The sequence below is a fragment of the Afipia felis ATCC 53690 genome, from assembly GCF_000314735.2.
GTDB lineage: Bacteria > Pseudomonadota > Alphaproteobacteria > Rhizobiales > Xanthobacteraceae > Afipia > Afipia felis.
Window position 1 is genome coordinate 38,883 of sequence record NZ_KB375271.1, and the last position, 20,442, is coordinate 59,324.

26 protein-coding genes and 1 pseudogene are annotated in these 20,442 nt (G+C 62.2%); 13 read left to right on the forward strand and 14 right to left on the reverse strand.

The window, feature by feature from the left end:
• The first annotated feature begins 177 nt into the window (after positions 1-177).
• Together repC (HMPREF9697_RS19680) and HMPREF9697_RS19690 are read left to right on the forward strand one after the other, a co-directional pair.
• Positions 178-1,410 (forward strand): plasmid replication protein RepC, encoded by a 1,233-nt coding sequence (gene repC / locus HMPREF9697_RS19680; protein WP_002719018.1) that lies wholly within the window; start codon positions 178-180, stop codon positions 1,408-1,410.
• Positions 1,411-2,028: 618 nt separating this feature from the next.
• Positions 2,029-2,361 carry a single-stranded DNA-binding protein gene (locus HMPREF9697_RS19690; RefSeq protein WP_002719020.1) on the forward strand — a complete coding sequence of 111 codons (333 nt, stop codon included), beginning with the start codon at positions 2,029-2,031 and terminating at the stop codon, positions 2,359-2,361.
• A gap of 59 nt (positions 2,362-2,420) precedes the next feature.
• On the opposite strand, the gene HMPREF9697_RS19695 is transcribed toward HMPREF9697_RS19690, so the two are convergent.
• Positions 2,421-2,906 (reverse strand): helix-turn-helix domain-containing protein, encoded by a 486-nt coding sequence (locus HMPREF9697_RS19695; RefSeq protein ID WP_002719021.1) that lies wholly within the window; start codon positions 2,904-2,906, stop codon positions 2,421-2,423.
• Entirely contained in the window at positions 2,903-3,295 is a 393-nt protein-coding gene (locus HMPREF9697_RS19700; RefSeq protein WP_347329882.1) for a helix-turn-helix domain-containing protein, read from the reverse strand. Before HMPREF9697_RS19700 ends, HMPREF9697_RS19695 begins: the two co-directional genes overlap by 4 nt.
• Before the next feature lie 235 nt (positions 3,296-3,530).
• Between HMPREF9697_RS19700 and repC (HMPREF9697_RS19705) the strand changes: the two genes are divergently transcribed.
• Positions 3,531-4,763 (forward strand): plasmid replication protein RepC, encoded by a 1,233-nt coding sequence (gene repC, locus HMPREF9697_RS19705; RefSeq protein WP_040308457.1) that lies wholly within the window; start codon positions 3,531-3,533, stop codon positions 4,761-4,763.
• A gap of 80 nt (positions 4,764-4,843) precedes the next feature.
• Here the strand turns inward: repC (HMPREF9697_RS19705) and HMPREF9697_RS19710 are convergent, their stop codons facing one another.
• The 6 genes from HMPREF9697_RS19710 to HMPREF9697_RS19735 form a co-directional block, all read right to left on the reverse strand.
• Positions 4,844-5,257 (reverse strand): hypothetical protein, encoded by a 414-nt coding sequence (locus HMPREF9697_RS19710; protein WP_002719024.1) that lies wholly within the window; start codon positions 5,255-5,257, stop codon positions 4,844-4,846.
• On the reverse strand, positions 5,254-5,952 hold the full coding sequence (locus HMPREF9697_RS19715) for a ParA family protein (RefSeq protein ID WP_002719025.1): 699 nt from the start codon (positions 5,950-5,952) through the stop codon (positions 5,254-5,256). Before HMPREF9697_RS19715 ends, HMPREF9697_RS19710 begins: the two co-directional genes overlap by 4 nt.
• 351 nt (positions 5,953-6,303) lie before the next feature.
• The gene (locus HMPREF9697_RS19720) at positions 6,304-8,604 is read right to left on the reverse strand and encodes a VirB4 family type IV secretion/conjugal transfer ATPase (RefSeq protein WP_002719026.1); all 2,301 of its coding nucleotides are present in this window, start codon (positions 8,602-8,604) and stop codon (positions 6,304-6,306) included.
• Positions 8,605-8,613: 9 nt separating this feature from the next.
• On the reverse strand, positions 8,614-8,910 hold the full coding sequence (locus HMPREF9697_RS19725; protein ID WP_002719027.1) for a VirB3 family type IV secretion system protein: 297 nt from the start codon (positions 8,908-8,910) through the stop codon (positions 8,614-8,616).
• On the reverse strand, positions 8,907-9,212 hold the full coding sequence (locus tag HMPREF9697_RS19730) for a TrbC/VirB2 family type IV secretion system protein (protein WP_002719028.1): 306 nt from the start codon (positions 9,210-9,212) through the stop codon (positions 8,907-8,909). The genes HMPREF9697_RS19725 and HMPREF9697_RS19730 overlap by 4 nt, the downstream gene beginning before the upstream one ends.
• Positions 9,213-9,225: 13 nt before the next feature.
• Positions 9,226-9,960, reverse strand: a complete 735-nt coding sequence (locus HMPREF9697_RS19735) for a lytic transglycosylase domain-containing protein (RefSeq protein WP_002719029.1) — start codon at positions 9,958-9,960, stop codon at positions 9,226-9,228.
• A 98-nt stretch (positions 9,961-10,058) separates the two neighbouring features.
• Between HMPREF9697_RS19735 and HMPREF9697_RS19740 the strand changes: the two genes are divergently transcribed.
• From HMPREF9697_RS19740 to HMPREF9697_RS21340, 8 genes are all read left to right on the forward strand, one after another.
• The gene (locus HMPREF9697_RS19740; RefSeq protein ID WP_002719030.1) at positions 10,059-10,556 is read left to right on the forward strand and encodes a hypothetical protein; all 498 of its coding nucleotides are present in this window, start codon (positions 10,059-10,061) and stop codon (positions 10,554-10,556) included.
• A 1-nt stretch (position 10,557) separates the two neighbouring features.
• On the forward strand, positions 10,558-11,169 hold the full coding sequence (locus HMPREF9697_RS19745; RefSeq protein ID WP_002719031.1) for a thermonuclease family protein: 612 nt from the start codon (positions 10,558-10,560) through the stop codon (positions 11,167-11,169).
• A 12-nt stretch (positions 11,170-11,181) separates the two neighbouring features.
• The gene (locus tag HMPREF9697_RS19750) at positions 11,182-11,520 is read left to right on the forward strand and encodes a single-stranded DNA-binding protein (RefSeq protein ID WP_002719032.1); all 339 of its coding nucleotides are present in this window, start codon (positions 11,182-11,184) and stop codon (positions 11,518-11,520) included.
• A complete protein-coding gene (locus HMPREF9697_RS19755; RefSeq protein WP_002719033.1) occupies positions 11,507-12,097 on the forward strand; it encodes a thermonuclease family protein in 591 nt (196 codons plus the stop codon). The genes HMPREF9697_RS19750 and HMPREF9697_RS19755 overlap by 14 nt, the downstream gene beginning before the upstream one ends.
• Entirely contained in the window at positions 12,094-12,642 is a 549-nt protein-coding gene (locus HMPREF9697_RS19760) for a hypothetical protein (protein WP_002719034.1), read from the forward strand. Before HMPREF9697_RS19755 ends, HMPREF9697_RS19760 begins: the two co-directional genes overlap by 4 nt.
• A gap of 196 nt (positions 12,643-12,838) precedes the next feature.
• Positions 12,839-13,318 (forward strand): hypothetical protein, encoded by a 480-nt coding sequence (locus HMPREF9697_RS19765; RefSeq protein ID WP_002719035.1) that lies wholly within the window; start codon positions 12,839-12,841, stop codon positions 13,316-13,318.
• Between the two features lie 61 nt (positions 13,319-13,379).
• Positions 13,380-13,955 (forward strand): hypothetical protein, encoded by a 576-nt coding sequence (locus HMPREF9697_RS19770; RefSeq protein WP_002719036.1) that lies wholly within the window; start codon positions 13,380-13,382, stop codon positions 13,953-13,955.
• 22 nt (positions 13,956-13,977) lie between these two features.
• The gene (locus tag HMPREF9697_RS21340; protein WP_002719037.1) at positions 13,978-14,739 is read left to right on the forward strand and encodes a hypothetical protein; all 762 of its coding nucleotides are present in this window, start codon (positions 13,978-13,980) and stop codon (positions 14,737-14,739) included.
• A gap of 39 nt (positions 14,740-14,778) precedes the next feature.
• On the opposite strand, the gene HMPREF9697_RS19780 is transcribed toward HMPREF9697_RS21340, so the two are convergent.
• The 6 genes from HMPREF9697_RS19780 to HMPREF9697_RS21600 form a co-directional block, all read right to left on the reverse strand.
• Complete coding sequence (locus tag HMPREF9697_RS19780) at positions 14,779-15,024, reverse strand: hypothetical protein (protein WP_002719038.1); 246 nt, start codon at positions 15,022-15,024, stop codon at positions 14,779-14,781.
• Between the two features lie 45 nt (positions 15,025-15,069).
• Positions 15,070-15,690, reverse strand: a complete 621-nt coding sequence (locus tag HMPREF9697_RS19785; RefSeq protein WP_002719039.1) for an acyl-homoserine-lactone synthase — start codon at positions 15,688-15,690, stop codon at positions 15,070-15,072.
• A gap of 167 nt (positions 15,691-15,857) precedes the next feature.
• Positions 15,858-16,484 (reverse strand): RES family NAD+ phosphorylase, encoded by a 627-nt coding sequence (locus HMPREF9697_RS19790; protein ID WP_040308446.1) that lies wholly within the window; start codon positions 16,482-16,484, stop codon positions 15,858-15,860.
• The gene (locus tag HMPREF9697_RS19795) at positions 16,481-17,152 is read right to left on the reverse strand and encodes a hypothetical protein (protein WP_002719041.1); all 672 of its coding nucleotides are present in this window, start codon (positions 17,150-17,152) and stop codon (positions 16,481-16,483) included. Before HMPREF9697_RS19795 ends, HMPREF9697_RS19790 begins: the two co-directional genes overlap by 4 nt.
• 92 nt (positions 17,153-17,244) lie before the next feature.
• Positions 17,245-17,553, reverse strand: coding sequence for a transcriptional repressor TraM (locus tag HMPREF9697_RS20695; protein WP_002719042.1), 309 nt, complete (start codon positions 17,551-17,553; stop codon positions 17,245-17,247).
• A gap of 584 nt (positions 17,554-18,137) precedes the next feature.
• On the reverse strand, positions 18,138-18,419 hold the full coding sequence (locus HMPREF9697_RS21600; protein ID WP_002719043.1) for a hypothetical protein: 282 nt from the start codon (positions 18,417-18,419) through the stop codon (positions 18,138-18,140).
• On the opposite strand from HMPREF9697_RS21600, the pseudogene HMPREF9697_RS19805 reads away from it, so the two are divergent.
• Together HMPREF9697_RS19805 and HMPREF9697_RS19810 are read left to right on the forward strand one after the other, a co-directional pair.
• Positions 18,333-19,757: pseudogene (locus tag HMPREF9697_RS19805) on the forward strand (replicative DNA helicase). The gene HMPREF9697_RS21600 and the pseudogene HMPREF9697_RS19805 sit on opposite strands and share 87 nt — an antisense overlap.
• A 443-nt stretch (positions 19,758-20,200) precedes the next feature.
• On the forward strand, positions 20,201-20,380 hold the full coding sequence (locus HMPREF9697_RS19810; protein ID WP_002719046.1) for a hypothetical protein: 180 nt from the start codon (positions 20,201-20,203) through the stop codon (positions 20,378-20,380).
• Positions 20,381-20,442: the final 62 nt, after the last annotated feature.

The window sequence follows — 20,442 nt, forward strand, 5'->3', positions numbered from 1 at the left end:
TCTACTAGGAGCAACACGGCAAAAGAAAAAAGGCCCCCGAAACGGAGTTCCGGAAGCCTTCTCTTCAAGTTTGGCGACTGAGAGAGAATCACTTTCGCGAATCGCAGTCAAGAGTCTCAACGCGATTTAATCGTCGTTTCGGCGAGCGGATTTTCTTTGCCCGGCTGAGGCAAAGACATGCAGTCACACTCCCCAACGACGCCCTTTGGGCGGCGATCGCTGACGCTTGCCCATGTGGCAAGCCAAATGGTGGCCACCGCGCGGCCGCCCGAGAAGGTCGTGCACAAATGGAAGATATTTCATGCCATCTGCACGGCGCGGCCGCGCCTGGGCGTCTCCGAGCGCTCGTTATCGGTCTTGAACGCGCTGCTGACCTTCCACCCCGAGACCGCGCTTACCGGCGAAGACGACCTGATCGTCTTCCCGTCGAACCATCAGTTGTCGCTGCGGGCGCATGGGATGCCGGCATCGACACTGCGGCGTCACCTCGCGGTTCTCGTCGACGCCGGCCTGGTCGTTCGGCGCGATAGTCCAAACGGCAAGCGCTATGCGCGGAAGGGCAGCGCCGGCGAGATCGAACTGGCGTTTGGTTTCGACATTTCGCCACTGGTTGTTCGATCGGAGGAGTTCGAGAGCCTGGCGGCCGACATCGAGGCAGAAGCGCGGGCGCTCAAGCTTGTCCGGGAGCGGATCACGCTGTGCCGGCGGGACATTGCCAAGATGATCGCCACCGGCATCGAGGAAGATGTTCCGACACGTCGAGACGGGCAGGGGCCGGCCGATTGGCAGGAAGTCCATGCCGCCTTCCGCTCGATCGTCGATCAGATTCCACGCACCGCAACGAGGCAAGAACTCGAGCCGATCGCCGAAGAGCTGTCACAGCTTGCAGATGACGTCCTCAATCTTCTGAAAACACACATCAAATCCACTGATTCAAGCGCCAATGAGTCCCATACTGAGCGCCACATACAGAATTCAAATACAGATCCCTTAATTGATCTTGAACCTAGCCTTCGAGAAGGCAGGGCGGCGAGGGCGGAGCCCAAACCTCAACCACCGAGGGTGGCGGAAGGGACGTATCCGTTGGGAATGGTGCTGAACGCTTGCCCAGACATCGTGGATTACGCCAAGGGCGGGATTTCGAACTGGCGGGATTTGCTCGCGACCGCCGCAGTGGTTCGATCGATGCTGGGGATCAGTCCGAGCGCCTGGGAAGAGGCGCAAACTGTGCTGGGCGAGACGCCGGCTGCGATTGTCGTCGCCTGCATCCTGCAGCGCGGCGCTGCGATCAGATCCGCCGGCGGCTATCTCCGCGGACTGACCCGGAAAGCGGAGGCCGGAGAGTTTTCGCTTGGCCCGATTTTGATGTCGCAGATCAATTCGCGTCTCAGCGAAAAGCGGCGGGCGTGACGTAATGGTCGACCTCATCTTCACCTCCTCGCTTTGCCTGGCATTCTTGAGCTTTAGCCATGGACGCACTTGGCTGCGAGCAGGTGATCGAGCGCCCCGGGGGTCGCGGAAAACTGAAACTGCGCGGCCGTTCCGCAGTGCTCGGTCTCTCCGCGCGGGCCGCACGCATCCTGGGAATCGCCAAGACGATCGTACTCGTCAGGACAGGTCGGCGCTTCCGAAATGTCGTCCGTCGGCAAATGTGCGAAACGCCGCAACGATCACATGGCCGTCCCTTTTGATCCGTCCGCCGAAGATCCGGGCGCTGGCGACGATCGCAGATCTTTCCCCTGTTCGGGCTGTCGCTCCCGGTTGCATGGCTGGATTCCTATGGCCGTCGACGGCACGTCGGCCCCTGGAGCCAAGAATTTTCCCCTGCCGGTTTCCCCCGCAAGCGGGGACCCCGACCAGCATTCCTCGCGCATGCGCCTGCAGCGCCAAAATTCGTGGCTCCGGCCGGGGCGCAGCGCTGCGCTTGCCCTCCGCTCGCCTCTGGCGGCTCCGGCTCTGTTTCGTCTTCCCGGCCATGAACGGATCGCCATCGCAACGGGGCACAGCCCCACAAGATGGAGAAAGATAATGCGCAATATCGCCGAATTCACTCTCATCGGTCGGGTCGGAACCATCAAGCAGGTCGGCAAGACTGTTCGCGTCAGCATCTGCGCCAACTACCCGTTCAAGGACGACAAAGGTCAGTGGAAGGACGACGCGCACTGGAACGAGGTCACAATCTTCACAAAGGCGATCCAGTCTTACGTGAACGAGCACATCAGCAAGGGAGACTTGGTCCACGTCCGCGGGCGACTTCGGCAGAACAGCTTTGAGCGCGACGGCCAGCGGGTTTACACCGTCGATCTCATCGGTCTGGAGTTGGGCCGGCTGGCGCAAGCCAGCGAGCGCGTCGCCGCATAGCGGATCGGCGGGGAGGTTTTGGCCTCCCCGCCGCTTTCCGCCTTCCGGTTGTGCTAATTTCAGTATGGCAATTTGCGTGATCGCGTCTGACGCGCAAGGCTACGCTCGGCTTGATTTTTCTTTTCGATTGCGGAAACCAACTCATCGTAATCGATACCGCTTTTATTCAGCGCACGACGGGCATCGGTATCGTTGAAGCCAAGCAATTCGAATACACTCATATTGAGGCTCGATGCGATGCGTTCGATGGTTCGGAGCGTCGGATTTCCTCTACCACGCACCATCGTGTAGTAGGTGCCGCGCGCAAGGCCTAGCTTTCGCTGGAAGCGTTCCGTCCCACCGTTCTCGATTTCGAGTTGCTGGAGCCGGGCTGCAAGCATTTCACTCAGAACAGAATGATCGGTCGCCTGGGGTTTGCGGACTGGTGACATGGTAGGTTGGCTTTCGGGTCCACCGGGAGAAACGCCGGGGAACATACACCAAGCCCGAGGTCCAGTATATTGGACGTTGGAGAATTTTACAGGCAAATCTTTGAAACGACTCATCTTGCCGCCCGAGTATCCCTGATGTCCGCGCGGCGTCCGGCCGTGGGGCTAACCTGCCGGTGAAGCAATCTCAGCGGGTCGATACCCGCCCGCTCGGCTATGAGCTCGATGTAATCGAGGCTGGGATTGGCTGCCGATGTCATCAAGTGGAAATAACTCGATCGCGGAATGCCAAGCCGCTCCGCGAATTCCCGCCGGCTCAGCCCCGATTCCAGCCTGAGCGCTTCCAATCCTGCGTGGAACGCACTCCGCAAGGTGCTGCCTTGCGCTGCGTGAGCTGCCTTTCGGCGGCAACACTTCTCACCCATCGCTGATTCCTCGCAGTTCCAAACGCAAACGGTTCCGCCGCTCCGCCGGTCAAGCCTCCATGTTGGACGGCCGGTCAACATTCAATATAATAGACGGATTCGATTCAACCAAGAGAGGTGCGTTCGGACAAAGAAAAACCCGGCAGAGCCGGGTCTCTCATGAGGATGAACGGGCTGGCGACGCCAATCGCCAACAATGCCCCTATCGCATAGAGGCATTTTAGCCCGCGCCATCCGACAGTTCAAGGGGACTCGCGTTTTTACGCCACGGTCTTTGTTTGCCCGCGCTCTCGCTAACGAGAGGACGCGAATGGAGATGCTTGACCAAAATCCGATTACGCCGTTTGGGCGGCGACCGCTGTCGCTCAGTACCGTCGAGGCGCAACGCGGCGTGAGAGAATTCCCCGAGGGCAAGCCCGCGCACAAATGGCAGGTGTTCCGAAACATCTGTGAGGCGCGGGCATCGCTCGCCATCTCCGATCGCGCGCTTATGGTTTTGAACGCACTGCTCTCGTTTCATCCCGACACAGTATTGACTGCCGGCGCGACCGATCTGGTCGTGTTTCCCTCAAATCGGCTTCTTGCCTTGCGCGCGCATGGGATGGCAGCCTCGACCTTGCGCCGCCATCTTGCGGCGCTTGTCGATCACGGACTCGTTCTCCGAAGGGATAGTCCGAATGGCAAACGCTACGCACGCAAGACGCCTTCCGGCGATATCGAACAGGCGTTTGGCTTCGATCTCGGACCGATCGTGGCCCGATCCGACGAATTCGCTGCCGCGGCCGAAGCCGCCATCGCCAAGCGCCAGGCGCTCGGCATTCTTCGCGAACGGATGACCTTGGCGCGGCGTGACATCGCCAAGATGATTGCGACTGGTGTGGAGCAGGGTGTCGCCGCCGATTGGGCCTCCTATCATCGGACGTTCCGAGAGATCCTGACCCGGCTTCCTCGCGTCCCGAAATGTGAGATTCTTGAGCCCATCGTTGTCGAACTAGTGAGCTTGGCAAAAGCGATCGTCAAAGCTCTCGAACAACACCTTGATCCGATCGAGCCCGTCCCGCCAATTTCATCGGCCGATCGGACTCAGAACTCAGGCCCGGAGGAGCCTAGTTCATCCGAACCTGACCCGGCACCGGGCGCCCATGAGATGGCTGACCCCAGCAACGCTCGAACGGCCAGCGCAATCCCTATTCGCATGGTGGTCGAACTCTGTCCCGACATCGTCGACTATGCGCGCAGTGGCATCCGCACGCCGCAGGATCTCATTACGACCGCATCCACCGTTCGTTCCATGCTCGGCATTAGTCCAAGCGCCTGGGAGGAAGCCCGCATCGCAATGGGCGATGGACAAGCCAGTGTAGTGCTCTCGGCCATTCTGCAACGGGGCAACGCCATCAAGAATCCAGGAGGCTATCTCCGAATCCTGGCCCGGCGCGCCGCAGCGGGCAAATTCTCAGTCTGGCCGATGCTGATGGCGCTTCGGCGGCAAGGGCAAGCTGCCCGTGACAGAGACCCACCCTCATCTTCCTTCCCGGACGACTTTTCGTAAAGGTGATCCTGCTTGTGTCGCTTCCCTCATTTGGTGCGTCGCGTGGCCGCGAACATGCGGCCTCAGCGCGGACATCTCTGTCAGGTTTCGTGCGACGGCGGCAGCCGGCCGATCCGTTTGAGGTGGTCGTAAACTATGCGGTCGATGATTCGAAGCGGCTGTGTTCGCTCCTCGGCGGCCATTTGACGGACCACAAGGTCGATCGCATCGGGGAAGCGCAACGCGTAAGGCCGAGATGAGGATCGTTCGCCGTAGACATCGAATGGATTTCGATCGCGGGCTTTCTGAGGGCGTGATGGCTTGCGGGTCGACGCGCTTTCCGTCGAGGTCGGATGTGCTGCTGGCGCAGCGACCTGATCTTCATAGGCGGGTGTTACCACGACCGGCTTTGCCGCGGGGGTATCGATCGGCGCCGTGTTCACGCGATGAGCGCGGAAGGCGTCGCGGGGCAGGGCGGGGCGATCCGGTTTCTGTGCAGAGTCGGGATCCGTCATGCGGCGTCGCCCTGGTCGGCACCTTGGCTTGCAGCGAGCAATTCGCGGACGACCTGATCGGCGTTGTAACGGGCCTTGCGGACCGATTCGTCCTTGTCGCTCATCTGGTACAACGTGCCGTGTCCGCTTGTCATGGTGCGATAGGTGACGCGCCGGTACAGCGCGTTGGCGCAAACGGGAACTTTTTCTGCATCGAGATAGGCGACGACCTCCTTCAGGGGCCGGGTGTTGCGGTCGAGGCTGTCGTATTCGTTGAACAGAACACGATGCTGGCTCATCGGCAGCTTTGAGCTGGCAGCATGCTGTTCGAGATTGCGGATGGTGCGCACGACCTGGGAAGCGTCGAAGGTGTGAACCTTGCAAGGAAGGACAACGAGGTCGGCGCGGAGCGCCGACTGGATCAAGACATCGCCATAATAGCCGGGGGTGTCGACGACGACGACGTCATAGCCGTCCAGCCGATCGATCGCCTGGGCGAGAGCCTTTTCATCAGGCGCGCGCACGAGGTCGACGCCCTGCGGGCTCAAGCCCCGCGCGACCGATGACGCATGCCATTGGTAAGAGGATCCCTGCGGATCGGCATCGACAATGGCGACCGAGTAACCGTGCTTGGCGAACTCGCCGGCGAGGATGATCGCGACGGTCGTCTTGCCGCTTCCGCCTTTCGGGTTTGCCACGGCGAAGATGCTCGGCACTTGGTCCTCCTTAGGCGGTGAGCTCCGTCGGCGGAATGACAACATACAACATAATGAACTTGCGGCAATCACGCAATATCTCTTTTCGGTAGATCGTGATTGCGGTTTTGTCGCAATGCACTGGTTCGTTAATCGGTGATTTTGCGAATGCGGTGATGCCGCGTTGCCGGGATGTCGGATGAGGTTGTTACGGTGTTGAGGCATTCCCGTTCTCCGGCGTTACCGTCTTGCCGAATTGCGGTCTTGCCGCAATCAGGAGCTTGTGGATGGCACTGCGCGCCAGAAGGTTGGAGAGTTCATTCGGACAGCTTTTTTGGACGCAAGCGCCTTCATGCGCTGAGTGTCTAACATTCAGTGTATTAGATATTGGTTGACGAGATTGAGCCGTGCCACGACGCTGTCGCGGCCGTGCTTGATCAGGAACGAGCGGCTCTCCGGGACCGTGCCGCGGATCCAGGCGACCTCGCGTCCGGAGAGGCGAAAGGCTTTCTGGTAGCTCTCGTCGTCGGCTTTCGGATTCGGAAAGAAGATGTTCGTGCTCGTCTGCTCGATCAGCGTGTTCGACGCCTTCGATCGCACGATGTCGGCTGCTGACTGCGTGCCGAACCCGACGATGCCGTTCTGCTTGCGGATCGTCTTGAGCTTGTCGCGGATGAAGAACGCGAAGACGTCGTCGTCGAGGAGCCGCCATCCCTCGTCGAGGAAGATCATTACGGGATCGCCGGTGAGGAGCTCCTCCGTCCGGTGAAAGATGTACATCAGCGCCGCGGTTCGGATCGCCGGATCGTCCAACACCCGCGTCATGTCGAATCCGAACACGCTCGACAACGAGAACTGATCCTCCTCGTTGTTGAACAGCCAACCCCGCTGGTCGGGGCGCATCCAGCTTTCGAGGCGTGCCAGCAGATCGCCCTCCCCTGCCCTGATGCGCCCTCGCAACAGAGTCGAGAAGGCTTTCAGGGTGCGGCCCGCCGGGCCGCCGGTGAGCGCCGCGGCAATCGCGTTGCGGATCACCTGCTCCTCGGACGCGGTCAGGTCCGCGCCGTTCGCAGGCCGCAGCATGAAGGCGAACAGCTGGTAGAGGAATTCGCGGTTGGGCGCGCTGTCGGGCAATGACAGCGGGTTGAAGCCGGTCGGCTCGCCCGGCACCAAGGTCTCATACTGGCCGCCGAGCGCCCGGATGAAGATCTCGGCGCCGCGATCCTTGTCGACGAACAGCAGTTTCGGTCGCGGCTGAACGCGCTGCGTCTGCGCCGCGATGAAGGAGAGGAAGACCGTCTTTCCAGATCCGGTCGGGCCGACCACGGTGAAGTTGCCGATGTCGCGGACGTGGTGGTTGTAATAATAAGCCGTCTGCGAGGTCGTCTCGAAGACCGAGATCGCGGGCCCCCAGTGGTTGCCGTCCGGCCGGCCGCTCGGATAGTTGTGCAGCGAGGTGAAGCCGGCGAAATTCTTCGAGGAGATCACGGCCTTGCGGGCGATGTATTGGAAATTGCCGGGAAGCTGCGCCCAAAACGCGGGCTCGCAATTCAGGTCTTCCCGGGTCCAGATCACCGAGCGATCGGTCAACGCCGCGCCGACCGCGGTGACGGCCGCCCCCACCTCGGGCAGATCGCGGCCGAGGCACATAACCGTCATGTGGTGCTCGCCGTAGATCGCCTCCGAGGCGAGCAGCTCGTCACGCGCGCCGTCGAGATGCTCGGCGACGATGGAGCCGGCCTCGTCCGACATGTCGACCTGGCGCGAGACGCGGTCGATCTGCTTGGCTGCCTCGGGCCGATCGACGATGGCGAAGGTCTGCGTCGCGATAAACTCGTGCGGCACGCGCAAGAGATTGTCGAAGGAGCCCGGTCCGGTCTGCGCCGGGTAATCGCGTATCGACACCATGGCGCCGAAGCGCGTGTCCTGCGGTCCCGCGCCCCGGATTTCGATGGCGTTGCGGCCGAAGAAGATGCGCTTCATCGACAGCGCATCGGCGATGTTCATGCGCGGCAGATGCATCGGGCGAGGGAGGCCACCGTTGATGAGCTGCACCAGGAACTCCAGCGGCTCGGAGAACCACACCCCCTCCCGCCGCACCACCCCCAGCTGGCGGGCGCCGTATCCGGCCAGGTTTTCGCGGACTGCCGTCGCGGCGTCGCGAAGCTCCGTCAGGGCGGTTTGCACGGCGACCGACTCGCCGGCCTCGTCCTTGCGGCCGAGCAGCCTGGTGAGCATCACGTCGAAGGTGCCGGCCTGCCCCTGCAGAGGGCGGCGCACGATGGTCAGGTAGATATCGTTGACGAACATGCGCCGCTGCGAAAGCGCCGCGTCGTAGCGCTCGTCGAGTTCGCGGCAGAGCGGATTGTCGAAGGTCGATTCGATGCGGGGCTGCACCTCCCGCCGCACGATGTGGGCCGCGAGCGCGAACCGGGAGTTGGCGAGCGTGCGAATGACGTCGTTGCGGCCCAGCAGGCGCGCGTTGACCTCGCTCATGTCGGACGTCTCGAACGAATACCCGTCGAGTTTGAGGATGGTGAGGACGAGACCGTCGCGGGTCTTGATGATGTTGTCGTCGACGTGGCGCGTATAGGGCACGTGCGACGCCACGGGGCGCTCGCGCCGCGACACGCCGCCGTAGGTCAGTTCATCGAGCAGAGCACGCGCGACCATGCCGTTTCCTCACGCAGAGTAGCTGTCCGCGGCCCAGAAGGCGCGCGACCGGGGCGGACATTTGGTGGATTTGACGAAGAGGATTTCGAAGATGCGGTCGTCCCGCAGCGTCATGACGAAGCCGAACAGGTGCAGCGGGATCGCCACCAGCAGCATGAAGAGATTGTGAGAGATCAAGAAGCACACGCTCGAAACCACGCCGTTGAACATGAAATACATGTACGGGACGCCCATCAGCGTCGGCGCGCGCGTCAACGCCTTGACGAGCGGCGTGATCAGCGGTTCCTCGAGGTCGTCTTCTGTCATTGCCCGACCGCCGATTGGAAGAACTGGACGATTTGCGCTGAGCCGAACACCAGCACGATGCCGAAGATGACGCTGCCGGCGATGCCCCAGGTCAGTCGACCGGACCAGGCGAAGAAACCGCAGGCGATGACGGCAAGTGTCGCAAGCGCGGTCGCTATCGGCCCGGTCAGCGCCGACACCAGTTGCGTCAACGTCGACTGCACCGGTTGCAGCGTTCCGCCGCTGGACTGCGCTGACGCGTCGGCGATGCCCATCATCAAGAGCGTCCCGGCGATGGGCCAACGCGACATCGATCTCCTCATCCGATCCTCCGTTTCAGTCGACATGCATGACAAACCCGTCGTTCCAGCGCGCCTGCGGCGCGGCTTTCGTCGGCGAAGCCGCGGTGGCGCTTTGCGCTCCCGGCTCGATCAGATCCGGCTCGCCCATCGGGCTCCGCTCATCGCGGCGGCCTCGGCCGCGTGGCCCGGGCCAGACGTAGAAGTCGTTGATGACCTGCGCCACGAAGCGCACGGTTTCGGGAAAGGGAGGGACGCCGCGGCTCTCTTCCACCGCGCCCTCGCCGGCGTTGTAGGCGGCGAGGATGAAGAGCGGATTCCGGTATTTCTCATGCAGGGCGCGCAGAAAGCGAACCCCGCCTCGGACATTGTCGGCGGGGTCGCAGAGGTTCACCTTGAAGCGTCGTGCCGTCTCCGGCTTCAACTGCATCAGCCCGAACGCGCCTTTGTCCGAGAGGGCGATCGAATTGAAGTGGCTTTCGTTCTTGGCGACCGCCTGGACGAAGTCGGGATAAAAATTCTCCTCCGTGGCAATGCGCACGACGAGGACGCGCGCGTCGTCCGGCGTTATCGCTTTGACGCCCGCGCAGGGCGCGGCGGCGGCGAAGGCGCTGTCGATGCGTTCGATCGAATCCGGGGCTGACTCAATCGGCAGCACCCTGCCCGAGGCATCGACGGCAGCCAGGCGGGCCGGCTTCCCGGCATCCTGCGCATGGGCGCAGCCGAGAGCCGCCAGGACGCTGAACCCGATCGCCGTAATGCGAATCGACATGCCACCCGCCTCCATTTTCCAATAGACAATATATTAGATATTGATACCTTGGCAACAGGATAAGCGATGCGTCCCCTGCTCTCACGTCCGGAGGATGGATGAAGCGTAGTGCAGCTCTGTTGGTGGCCGTCGGCCTGTTGTGCGCGCGTGGCGCCGAACGTGCGCACGCGCAGGATGCGTCGTTTGGGTGCAAGGTCTTGCTGTGCGCGGCGGCGAGCGCGCCCGGCTGGTCGGGCATCCCCTATTGCGTGCCGGTTATGCAGATCCTGTTCCGCCAGTTGGCGAAGGGGGGCGGCTGGCCATCCTGTTCTGAGGGCAATGCCAGCGGTGTTGGCTACGAGCCCTATCAGGCGTGCCCGACTGGGTTGACACCGGTCCAGTCAGGGTCGGACGGCCGGGTTGGCGTCTCCGCCGCGCCCAATGGGAATCTCTGCGCCGATCTCTCGAAGCCGCAGCAGGTCTGTTCTGGCGGCGATGGTGGCTGCGCCACGACCTATCCCACATCGGCGCGAGATTCGCGCAGCGATCCCTACTTCGTCGACATCAACTCGGCGAATGGCGCGCAGCGCTTCTACTTCTCCCTGCAGGGCTATTGAGATGAGACGCTTCCACGTCTTCGCCGGAATTGTCGCGCCGTGGCTCACGCTCAACGCGGCGTTCGCGGAAGCGCCAGCCTCCCGCTGGTTTCCGGTGCCGGCGAGCGCGCGCTACCTCACCGGCGACAGTTGGTCTGACGCAGGCGTCACCTACCGACTGTACGGTGTGCAGTCCTGCCTTCGCGGTACGCGCTTCACCAACGCACACGGCCTCGCGCGCGATTGCGGCGAGGCCTCGCTTGCGATGCTGGTGGCTCTCACCCGCGACCTGCGGCCGCAGTGCTACGACGCCGCCGAGCAGCCGGAGACCAAGACCGTCTTCGTCTTCTGTGTCGCGACCCGCGTGATCGGGGCGGGCGCGGGATCGCGGATCGATCTCGGCACGGCCTTGATCGCGACCGGATTCGCCTTCGCAGCCTTGAAGCCGGACGGTCAGCCTGTCCACGAGCCCTATTTCGTCGCTCAACTCGTTGCGCAGCGCGCCAAGGCCGGCCTGTGGGCATTTGCTGACCTGCCCGAGCCCAACGCCATCATTCTGCGCGCGCTTCACGAGCAGGCGGGGCAGCCGACGCAACCGCAATCTTCCGCAGAGTCCCGCCAGCACCAGCAATGAAGGAGACGAACCTTGAGAACAACAAACCTGTTCATCCTGCGCGGCCGAGTCGGCCAGGCGCCGAAAGCCTTCAACAAGGCGGCCAAGATCAACGTCGCGACTGACCGCTCCTGGACCGACGGCAAAGGCGAGCGGCGCGAGGAAACGGACTGGGTGACGGTCACGATCCTCAATGAAAAGGCCGCCGAATGGGCGATCGCGAACATCGCCAAAGGTGACGCGGTCTACGCCGAATGCCGGATTGCGGACGGTTCCTATAAGAAAGATGGTGAAACCGTCTACACGACCGACATCATCGCCAACGTCTTCCACAAGCTCGATCTCGGATCGCGCGACGATGCGGCAGCGTGAGCTCGTCGTTGGGATGGTGTGGGGCTTCGCGATCTTCAGCACTCAGGCGGGGGTGGCTCAAACGCCTTCCGCCTCACCAGGCGTGTATTCTCCCAAGGCCGCCGTCCAATCGCCGCCGTTGCGCGTCGAGGTGATCGACGGCACGCGCTTCCGCGATATTGAAACGCACGAAGCCTATCGGCTCTACGGAATCGACACCTGTGCGCCCGATCAATCCGCACGCCTCGGCCGCCAGGCCTGGCCCTGCGGCACGATGGCGACGGCATGGCTCGTGACCGCGACGCTCAACACATGGCTTGCCTGCGCCACCCTGCGCGACGACGCCGGCGAACATCTGGTGCGTTGCGCCTCCGCCGGTCATCCCGACATTGCCGCCGACATGGTCCGTGAAGGCGTGGCGGTGACGATCCCGGCTACGCAAGACGACCCTGGGATTCGCAGCTATGCGCTAGCCGAGCAGGACGCGCGCAAAGCGTACCGCGGCTTGTGGTCGAGCACCTTCCAGATGCCGTGGGAGTGGCGCGCCGGCCGTGACGTCAAGCGGCAGCCGATGGCGCGCGGCGAGGCCACACCATGATCCGGCGACGACATTATCTGGTGACACCATTGCTGATCGCGCTCGCCGGTTGCGCCGCCCCGGTTGCGCCCGTGGTCGACAATGGGCCGCCGATACCGGAGGCGCTTTACAGCCCCGAGCAGGTGAAGCCCGGCCGCCTCGAATATGCGCCGGATAAATCGACCTTCGCGCCGGTGCTGACCGAACGATTTCCGTATCCGACACAGCCCGAGGCGAACGCCGCCTATCGTCGTCTGCTCGCAGCAGCGCCGGCGGATCGCGCCTACCCCGCCTCGATCTGGCTTTTTGGCTGCAAGCCCGGCGCGCTCGATGAACAGACCGCGCGCGTGACCCGCTACCGCGGCCCGGTGGTCCATTGCGCGACGGATTTCCTGGACGGCTCCGGGCGGCGCTCGCGGCGCGAGACGGCGAACTTCTACTACTATGGGGCCGTGTGGAACATGCAGCCCGTCTACCCGCCACATACCGCCGTCCCGTGGCGCAATCGCGAGCGGTCGCCCAAGGACTTCTGGTGGTGGGTCCCCGGCCGGCCCCGCTACGAATAGGAGGCGGGTGGTGCGTGGCGACTTGGCGTCGACAAGGCAAAGACAATATATTAGATGTTACGTTGACGCGCGGAGGCGGAGCTGGCAGGCTGGATGGTGCTGCGCGAGCGCTCTGATCGCGGGGATGATGATGGCCAATCTTTCTATAGGCGCTCACGCTCAATCGCTCACGCCCGACCCGGGAACTTGGCGGCCGATGTCGTATGCGAACCTCCAGAAGCCTTCACCGCAGAGCGCGACCTACAGCGACATCTGGAAAGACGCTATCGACGCCAACAATCGCGCTTACAAGGCGCGTGGCGACCAGCGATTCTCCGATGGTAACGCCCCCGTCTCGGAAGCCCATTTCGTGATCTGGAGCTCCGGTCGTTCGGTCGTTCTCAGCGTCCTCAATACAGCCATCGCGTGTTCGATCAAGCAGGTCGCGCCTGACGCAGGCGCAACCGTCAAGCTCTGCCCGATGCGGATCGCGATCTATGAAGGATTGCAGGTGCGCACAATGGATGGCGGAAGCGGCTGCTTCCTCGAACTCGAAGGCGGGCCACTATCCGATCGAGAAGCATCCGCAGCTTACGCGTCCTACGACATCGCTTCCAAGACGGTGAAGATCGGGATGATTGTCAACCATCAGGCTGTGGACGAATGTTCCAAGTCCATCCCGCTCTATCCGCAATGAAGCGACCGTCGACACACGTACCGACGCCGGCATCGGTATCAGATTTCTTTAGGAGCGTCCCATGATCAATCTTCGGCTTGCGGCACTGGCTGGTTCGATCACGCTGGCGCTTGCTTCGCCGGCGCTGTCTGCCGAATTCGGCAAGCCTGTGATGATGCAGGCCGTCGCCGTCAAAACAGCACGGCAATCCAATCCGCTCCTCTACAAGCTGTGGTCCGATCTAATCAACAAGAACGAAGAGCATTTCGCCAGCACGGGTCACAGCAATCCGCCCGAAAGCATTCTCTTCAACGAATACAGTTCTGCCGGCCGCACCATCCTGGTTTCGACGATCTTCCTCAACCAGTTCTGTGATGCGGGTCCGAACAGCGCGACCAGCACCGCGCTCTATGCGAGCTGTCCGCTCCGCGTCGCGGTGGTTTCGGGTGCCGAGATCCAGACCGTCAAGAACGCCAAGGCCTGTTTCCTAGATGCGCGCCCCGGATCGGTGCTCGACCTCGATCCGCCGCCGGCCGGGCCCGATCCAAAAACCACCGGCACCTATTCCAACCTCATCACGAAGGGCAACAGCATTGCTGTTTCCACCCTGCAGTCGGATCACGCACAGCCCGAGTGCGCCGTGACCGTTCCCTTTTAACGCTCATCCCCGGGGCTGACCCATGCGGAATTCGCTCGTTCTCTCACCTCGCCGCCTTGCGCCGTTCGCGATGCTCATCATCCTGATCGTTACCGGTATCTCGGCCGGCGCATTTGCGTCGGTGTTTCCAGGCAGCACCCAGGCGAGTCCGTGCGACGTGTCGAACGCCTTTGCGAACACGAGCGATCCGTATCTCAACGCGCATGCCCAGGACTTCGCGGCCATGTCGCATTTCGTGGAGGACCCGAACGGCCAAACGGGAACGTTCAACGGGTCATGCTGCACCGGCCTGATGCAGATCAATACCGGTAATCTGAGGAATCCGGACATCTGTGGCTGCACGCGCGCCGAATACGGCGCCATGAGTCCCCAGCAGCAGATCGACGTCTACGCGAAATATGTCAATGTGAGCTTTGCCAATGATCCGAGCGTACAAACGCTGAAGAATATGCAAGCCAATGGCCAGACGCTCGGAGGCCATCAAGTCGACACGGAAACGGTCATAGCCTGCATGCAAATGGGCACGGGGAATTGCGCTGCCGCGATCAAAAATGGCTGCAGTAGTACCGCCCTCGGTCAGGGTGGCGATAATCATGTCAACGTCTGCACAATGGGCGACAAAGCCCGGCTCGCTATGCAAAATAACCCGAACACATTTGCCAATTGCTCGAACGCGGTCTGTGCAAACAACGGCCCAGGCGACTTTCCGACAACAACCGGTCTCGCTTCGAATGCTCCAACCGCCGATCAGGCAAACATCGTCGTCAGCCCTTCCCAGGTTTGATGCTACTGACGCTATCGATCGCTAGTATGTTGCCTCTCTTCAGTTCGTTTCGGATGGATCGCGAATGATAAAGCGCGAGAAGGCGTTTAATTGCTCTTCCATTGGCGCGCAAAGATCGCCGCCGCGATAATGCGCATGGACAAGGGCCCAGAAGACGACTTCATCGGAGCGCCCCGCGAACAAGGCTTTCTGTAGCGTTCGTCCAATGAGCGTCACAGCACGTGCATGGTCGTATCGCGTGAGGAGTTCCTGAGCGACGATCTTTGTATCGGCGGTTCGAATCACTTGACGTTCCTCCTATCCTTTCTTGATGCGACGTGACGCGCGGCGCTAAGCCGCCGAAGGCAGCAGGTCTGGCAGCACCGGGTCGTCACATCCGCGTGCCTGGCGGATCGTAGCGAGCGTTTCGCGATTGAAGGACATGCGCAGCGCGACCACCTCATCGCGGCCGATGCGCTTGGGAAAACCCAGAGGTCGTACGAAGAACCGCAACTGCATGGCGATCACCATCAGACGCCAATCGATCGCGACCGTGACAGTGTCGACCCGGTGTGCCATCCCCCATTCGACGACGCCTTGCGCGAGCTCGAGAAAGGGGCCATCCGCACGCGGCCGCATCTCGCGGCTGCCGGGGGCAACACAAAAGCGCGTCCACTCGAAGACGCGCGGACCGCGCGGCGGCCGGCGATGACACAGATCGGTCAAGACGTCACTGAGGAGATGCGGCCTCGTTGTCGGCAGAAGACGCTGATACCCGACGATCTCGTCGCCACGAAGGCAGATCTGGTGGATCGCATGAACATCGTCGAAGCGGTCGCGCTCCAGGCCGTCCGGCTGGCGCAGGTCCATCCAGCCCTTCTCGTCGACAAAGATCGAATGACGGAAACGGAAGACTCGATCCATCAGCGAGGCGTGCCGACTGATGTCCGAGCCAGGAATGACCATGAGCATTGAAGACTCCTCAGCTTGTGGGACAAGCCGAGTTGGTCATGAACCGAATCGGAGCGGTATGGTCACAAAGCACCATTGCGCGACGGTTCGCTCACCGGTTGCACAACCTTAGAAGGCTTCTGATCATGGGGCGTGGGCTCCAGTCGGTAAGTCACAGAGCCCGCAGTTCACATGATGGCCAGATCCAAATCCGTGAGGATCGTCGCAAGATCGCCGCGGCAATCGACGAGGCGTGGCGTCGCGACCGCCACCAGCTTTGGTAAAGCCCTGTCGAAGACAACGACGTTCGTCTCGCCGTTGAGCCGCGAGTCGTACATCAGGCCGTCAGGTTTCGTGTCGTGCGCCCAAAGCGCCCGCGACCAGACGCGGGCAAGACCCTGCGCGCTTGCGCGCGCGACGTCGGTCGGAATTCCCATGCGAACCAGACCATCGCCACGCAGGTCGACCAACCTTAACGCAGCCTCGACCCGGACCTCGGCGCAGCTCCACGCCTCGAGCTCCGCCCATTCGATCGGGAAAGTATGGGTTCGGGCGACACCTCGGTCCCGCAGAATCGTTTCGACGAAACACACCTTGATGCTGCTCCCGAAGTAAACGACGCCGAAACGCTCCGGCGGGACCAACGTCGTCTCGGGATCGCTGAACCGGCTCGGGCTGAAACCATAGCCAAGCGGGTCCGGGAAGCGGCTCTGGTAAAGCCGCCGCCATGTCGCGCCACGCGCGACGTCGACAAGCGACAGCGCGCGCGATGCAAACCCGGCCGGCGGTAACGGTCCTGGCGACGGCGCGGTCAGGAGAAAGCGCCTCGGCCGATGGTCTCCGCGGTCGCCATTACGTCGGCGATGCGGCCGGCGCGGAGCGCCTCAAGGCCGGTGCGACCATCAAGTTCGCCATGCTCTTCGAGCAAAAAACGGTAGATCGTCCATGGGTGATCACCCAAGACCTCAAAGAGCTGCGGCAGGCTCGGGATCAGGCCGCCGGAGCCGCTCACTTGCCACTTCGGAAAGCGGACACCGCGCTTCGGGCCTTCGAGGCCAAGCACCTCGTGGCGCCGACGCTTCTTGTGCACCGTTTCACGGGTAGCCCCGATCTCCTCGGCAAACGCATCGGCCGACAGCATGTCAGTGCCGTTCAAGATTTCAGCGACTCGCGCAGAGCCGCGCTGGCGCGCCGCCGCCAAGGCCGAATCAAGCCTATCGCCCTTCGGGGCCGAGACTTCTTCGACGGCGATTTGCGGAGCGGCAGTCTTGGGATCGACCACGACTGTCATCCGCACCGACTTGCCGGTCCGTTCCGCGCGTTTTATGGCGTTCGCAAAACCGGACAAGAGACCTCGCGCCGCCTTGCGGCTGGCGACGTCCTTTCCGATCGACCCGAGCGAGGTTACGAAGCCGAGCGTCAGCGACTCGCGCCGCGCGGCTCGTTTGCGCGCATTTCCGCGCTTTTTATGCGTGACCGTCATCAGCCACCTCCGATGCTTCTCACAATATGGTGGCTTTCGTCAGGTTCGTCAACTTCGTCAGCACAGGCGGTTCCGGAAGTCCCCCGCCGCCGTCAGCTCGCTGAACCGGCCTGACAACGGGAGTGACCTTCGGCCGGCAAGCCGATCCCGTGGCCGGTCGGGACGAAGCCGAGTTTGTCGCAGAGCTTCCGAAATGCCGCGCGGCAGCGCTCTTTCTCCGTCTCTGCGGCGTCGCACAAACGCTGCTGTTGCTCGTTGGAAAGCTGCTGCGACCGACAGACCGGGCACGTCGCCTGGTGAACGGTCCGCTCCCACGCCACCAGCGCGGTCACATACGCTCGATGCGCGGCGATGGTGCGCGCCTCCAGTGATCCCTCTTGTGCCGCTTCAAACCCGGGCACCGTAGTCTTCCCTGATGAGATGTGTCTGCGGTACGCCCCCGCAAACGATCCCTCGCTGACTCTTGGTGATCGGGGAGTTGGAAACCGTACGAAACGGCCCTGTGGCCTTTAGTTCGGGTGAACCTGTTGCATACGCCACAGGCTCCCCGACCATAAGGTCAAGGAGTGCGGCGCCGTAACGGCCGGCACCAAACCGTTCGTAGGGGTTTCCACGCCCCAGGGCAGCGCGTACCGCCCCACCCGATTCATAACCGTTTGGCGGCCTGCGTTCTAGGTCCCTTCGATAAATGACCTGATTGCTGGAAATTTCTGGCACTCTCGCAGAACGCGACGTCCGGCTCATAATCGTCCCACATGCCCTTTATCGGGATGTGTGGAAGGGTTATTTGAATGAGGCTTGGGCGTCGCCCCTGCGGGGCCGGGCTGGCGGCTGCGCTGAAGCCCCGCATGCGGGTCTTCCCCCTCGCGGGCGGCCATCCCTGACGCAAGAGCGCAATGCAGCGGCCAACACTGGCGATAAAGCCGGGACCATTCGGCGAATCATGTCGCGGCAGCGTCTTGGTCTCGAACGCGCCGCGCCCAGCTTAGGCATTGGATATATTGGGTCTGACGGTAAACTCCGGCATCGAAGGACGATTCGTCGTCCTCCCCGCATGATCAAATGTTGCTCGTAGATCCTGCACGTCAACATTGGTGTCGGCGGACGGACAAACGTGGCAGAAGCGGCATTCAAACTGACGGCGTTGGACGCTCCGACTTATCGTGAGCTTCCTCAGAACATCGAGGCCGAGCAAGCGCTGCTCGGCGCCATTTTCATCAACAACGACGCCTTCTACCGCGTTGCCGATTTCCTGAAGCCGAACCATTTCTTCGAGCCTCTACACGGGCGCATATTCGAGCTCATGAGCGATCTGATCCGCGCGAACAGAATTGCCAGCCCGATCACGCTGAAGACCTTTCCTTCCCGCGACTCTCGACATCGCCGGACTATCTGTCGCGCAATATCTCGCGCGCTTGGCCGCGGAAGCGACGACCGTTATCAATGCACCCGATTATGGCCGCACCGTCTACGATCTCGCGGTTCGACGCGAGCTGATCAAGATCGCGGAGGACATGCTCGGCAGCGCCTTTGACGCGGCGGTGGATTGTGCCCCCCAAGATCAAATCCAGCATGCCGAGCAACTCCTCTACGAAATAGCCGAAACCGGACGCTATGGCGGCGGCTTCGAGACGTTCGAGACCGCACTCGACAGCGCCATCGATCGCGCCGCGCAGGCCTATCAATCCGACGGCAGGCTCTCCGGGCTCGCAACCGGGCTCAAGGACCTTGACGCCCGGATGGGTGGCCTTCAATCGACCGACCTGATCATCATCGCCGGCCGTCCCGGCATGGGGAAGACCTCCCTCGCCACCAATATCGCGTTCAATGTCGCAAGCGCCTACGATCCGACGCAACAGGTCGACGGCTCGCTGAGGCCCGCCGCCGGAGGTATCGTCGCTTTCTTCTCGCTCGAGATGTCGTCGGAGCAGCTTGCCACGCGCGTGCTGTCCGAACAGGCCGAGGTCCCCTCCTCCAGCATCAGGCGCGGCGAGATCGGTGAGACCGATTTCGAGAGGCTGCTCAAGCACCGCCAGAAAATGCGCCGCCTGCCGCTCTTCATCGACCAGACCGGCGCGCTTTCCATCGCCCAGCTCGCGGCGCGCGCGCGGCGTCTGAAGCGGCAGCGAGGCCTGCACCTCATTGTCGTCGACTATATTCAGCTCATGCAGGGGAGATCCCAGCGCGCCGCGCAAAATCGCGTGCAGGAAATCACCGAGATTACGACCGGCCTGAAAGCGCTGGCCAAGGAACTCAACGTCCCGGTCATTGCGCTGTCCCAGCTCTCGCGCGGGGTTGAAAGCCGCGACGAAAAGCGGCCGCAACTCTCCGACTTGCGCGAGTCAGGCTCGATCGAACAAGACGCCGACGTTGTCATGTTCGTCTATCGCGAAGAGTATTATCTCAAGAACAAGGAACTCGGCCGGGCACCGAGGAACACCTCACCTGGGAATCCGAGATGAGGGACGCGCGCGGAAAGGCCGAAATCATCATCGCGAAGCAGCGGCACGGCCCGACAGGGACGGTGGCCATGACGTTTCAGGGTGAGTTCACCCGCTTCTTCGATCTGGCGAACCAAAACCAGATGCCCCACCGAACGGCATAAGTGCCGGCTCCGACTCCTTGTTTCATGTGTTGCTGAGTATCTCTCCGGGCGGTCAACCGGAATGATCTCCAACGTCAGAGCGCCGAACGCGGCCCGGCGCCAGTCAAGCGGTCCTCAAATCCTTCGCACGCATCGACCACCAGCCTTCATCGACACAATAAAAAGACCACCGAGCACACTTGATTTCGTGTGGCGTCCACGGCGGCAAGCATCCGCCGTTGAGACTGTGACGTTCGGCGCCCTGCGTCCGGGGAAAGGACCACCCCGCTCTCGAATGGGCTTTCCTTGGTTCGGGCGCGGCCTTCCACGATCAACCCACAAGGGGTTCGCTACGCCAGCGTGCGACCTCTTCGGCTGCGCCTGCGAGGTGACCGCGGCCACGCCCGAACACGTCGGCGCCTGTCGAGCGGGGATGGTCCCCGCCCCAAGACGGGAGCCTCACGATGTCGCAGAATCTCACCCTCGCTCAGGATCACGCCTTCGATCTCGCCCTCACGTTGATGGTGCCGGTGGTTCTCTTTCAGGTCGACGACGAATTCGGCGTCATGGTTTCCAGCGAATACGACGGCGAAGAGGATGCCATCGTGCATGATTATGACCCGTTCGAGATTATGGAGAGCTGACACCTTAGACAGTCGGCCAATCCGCCAAAGCGCCGGGCGCTCAGCCCGGCGCTTCTCCTGTC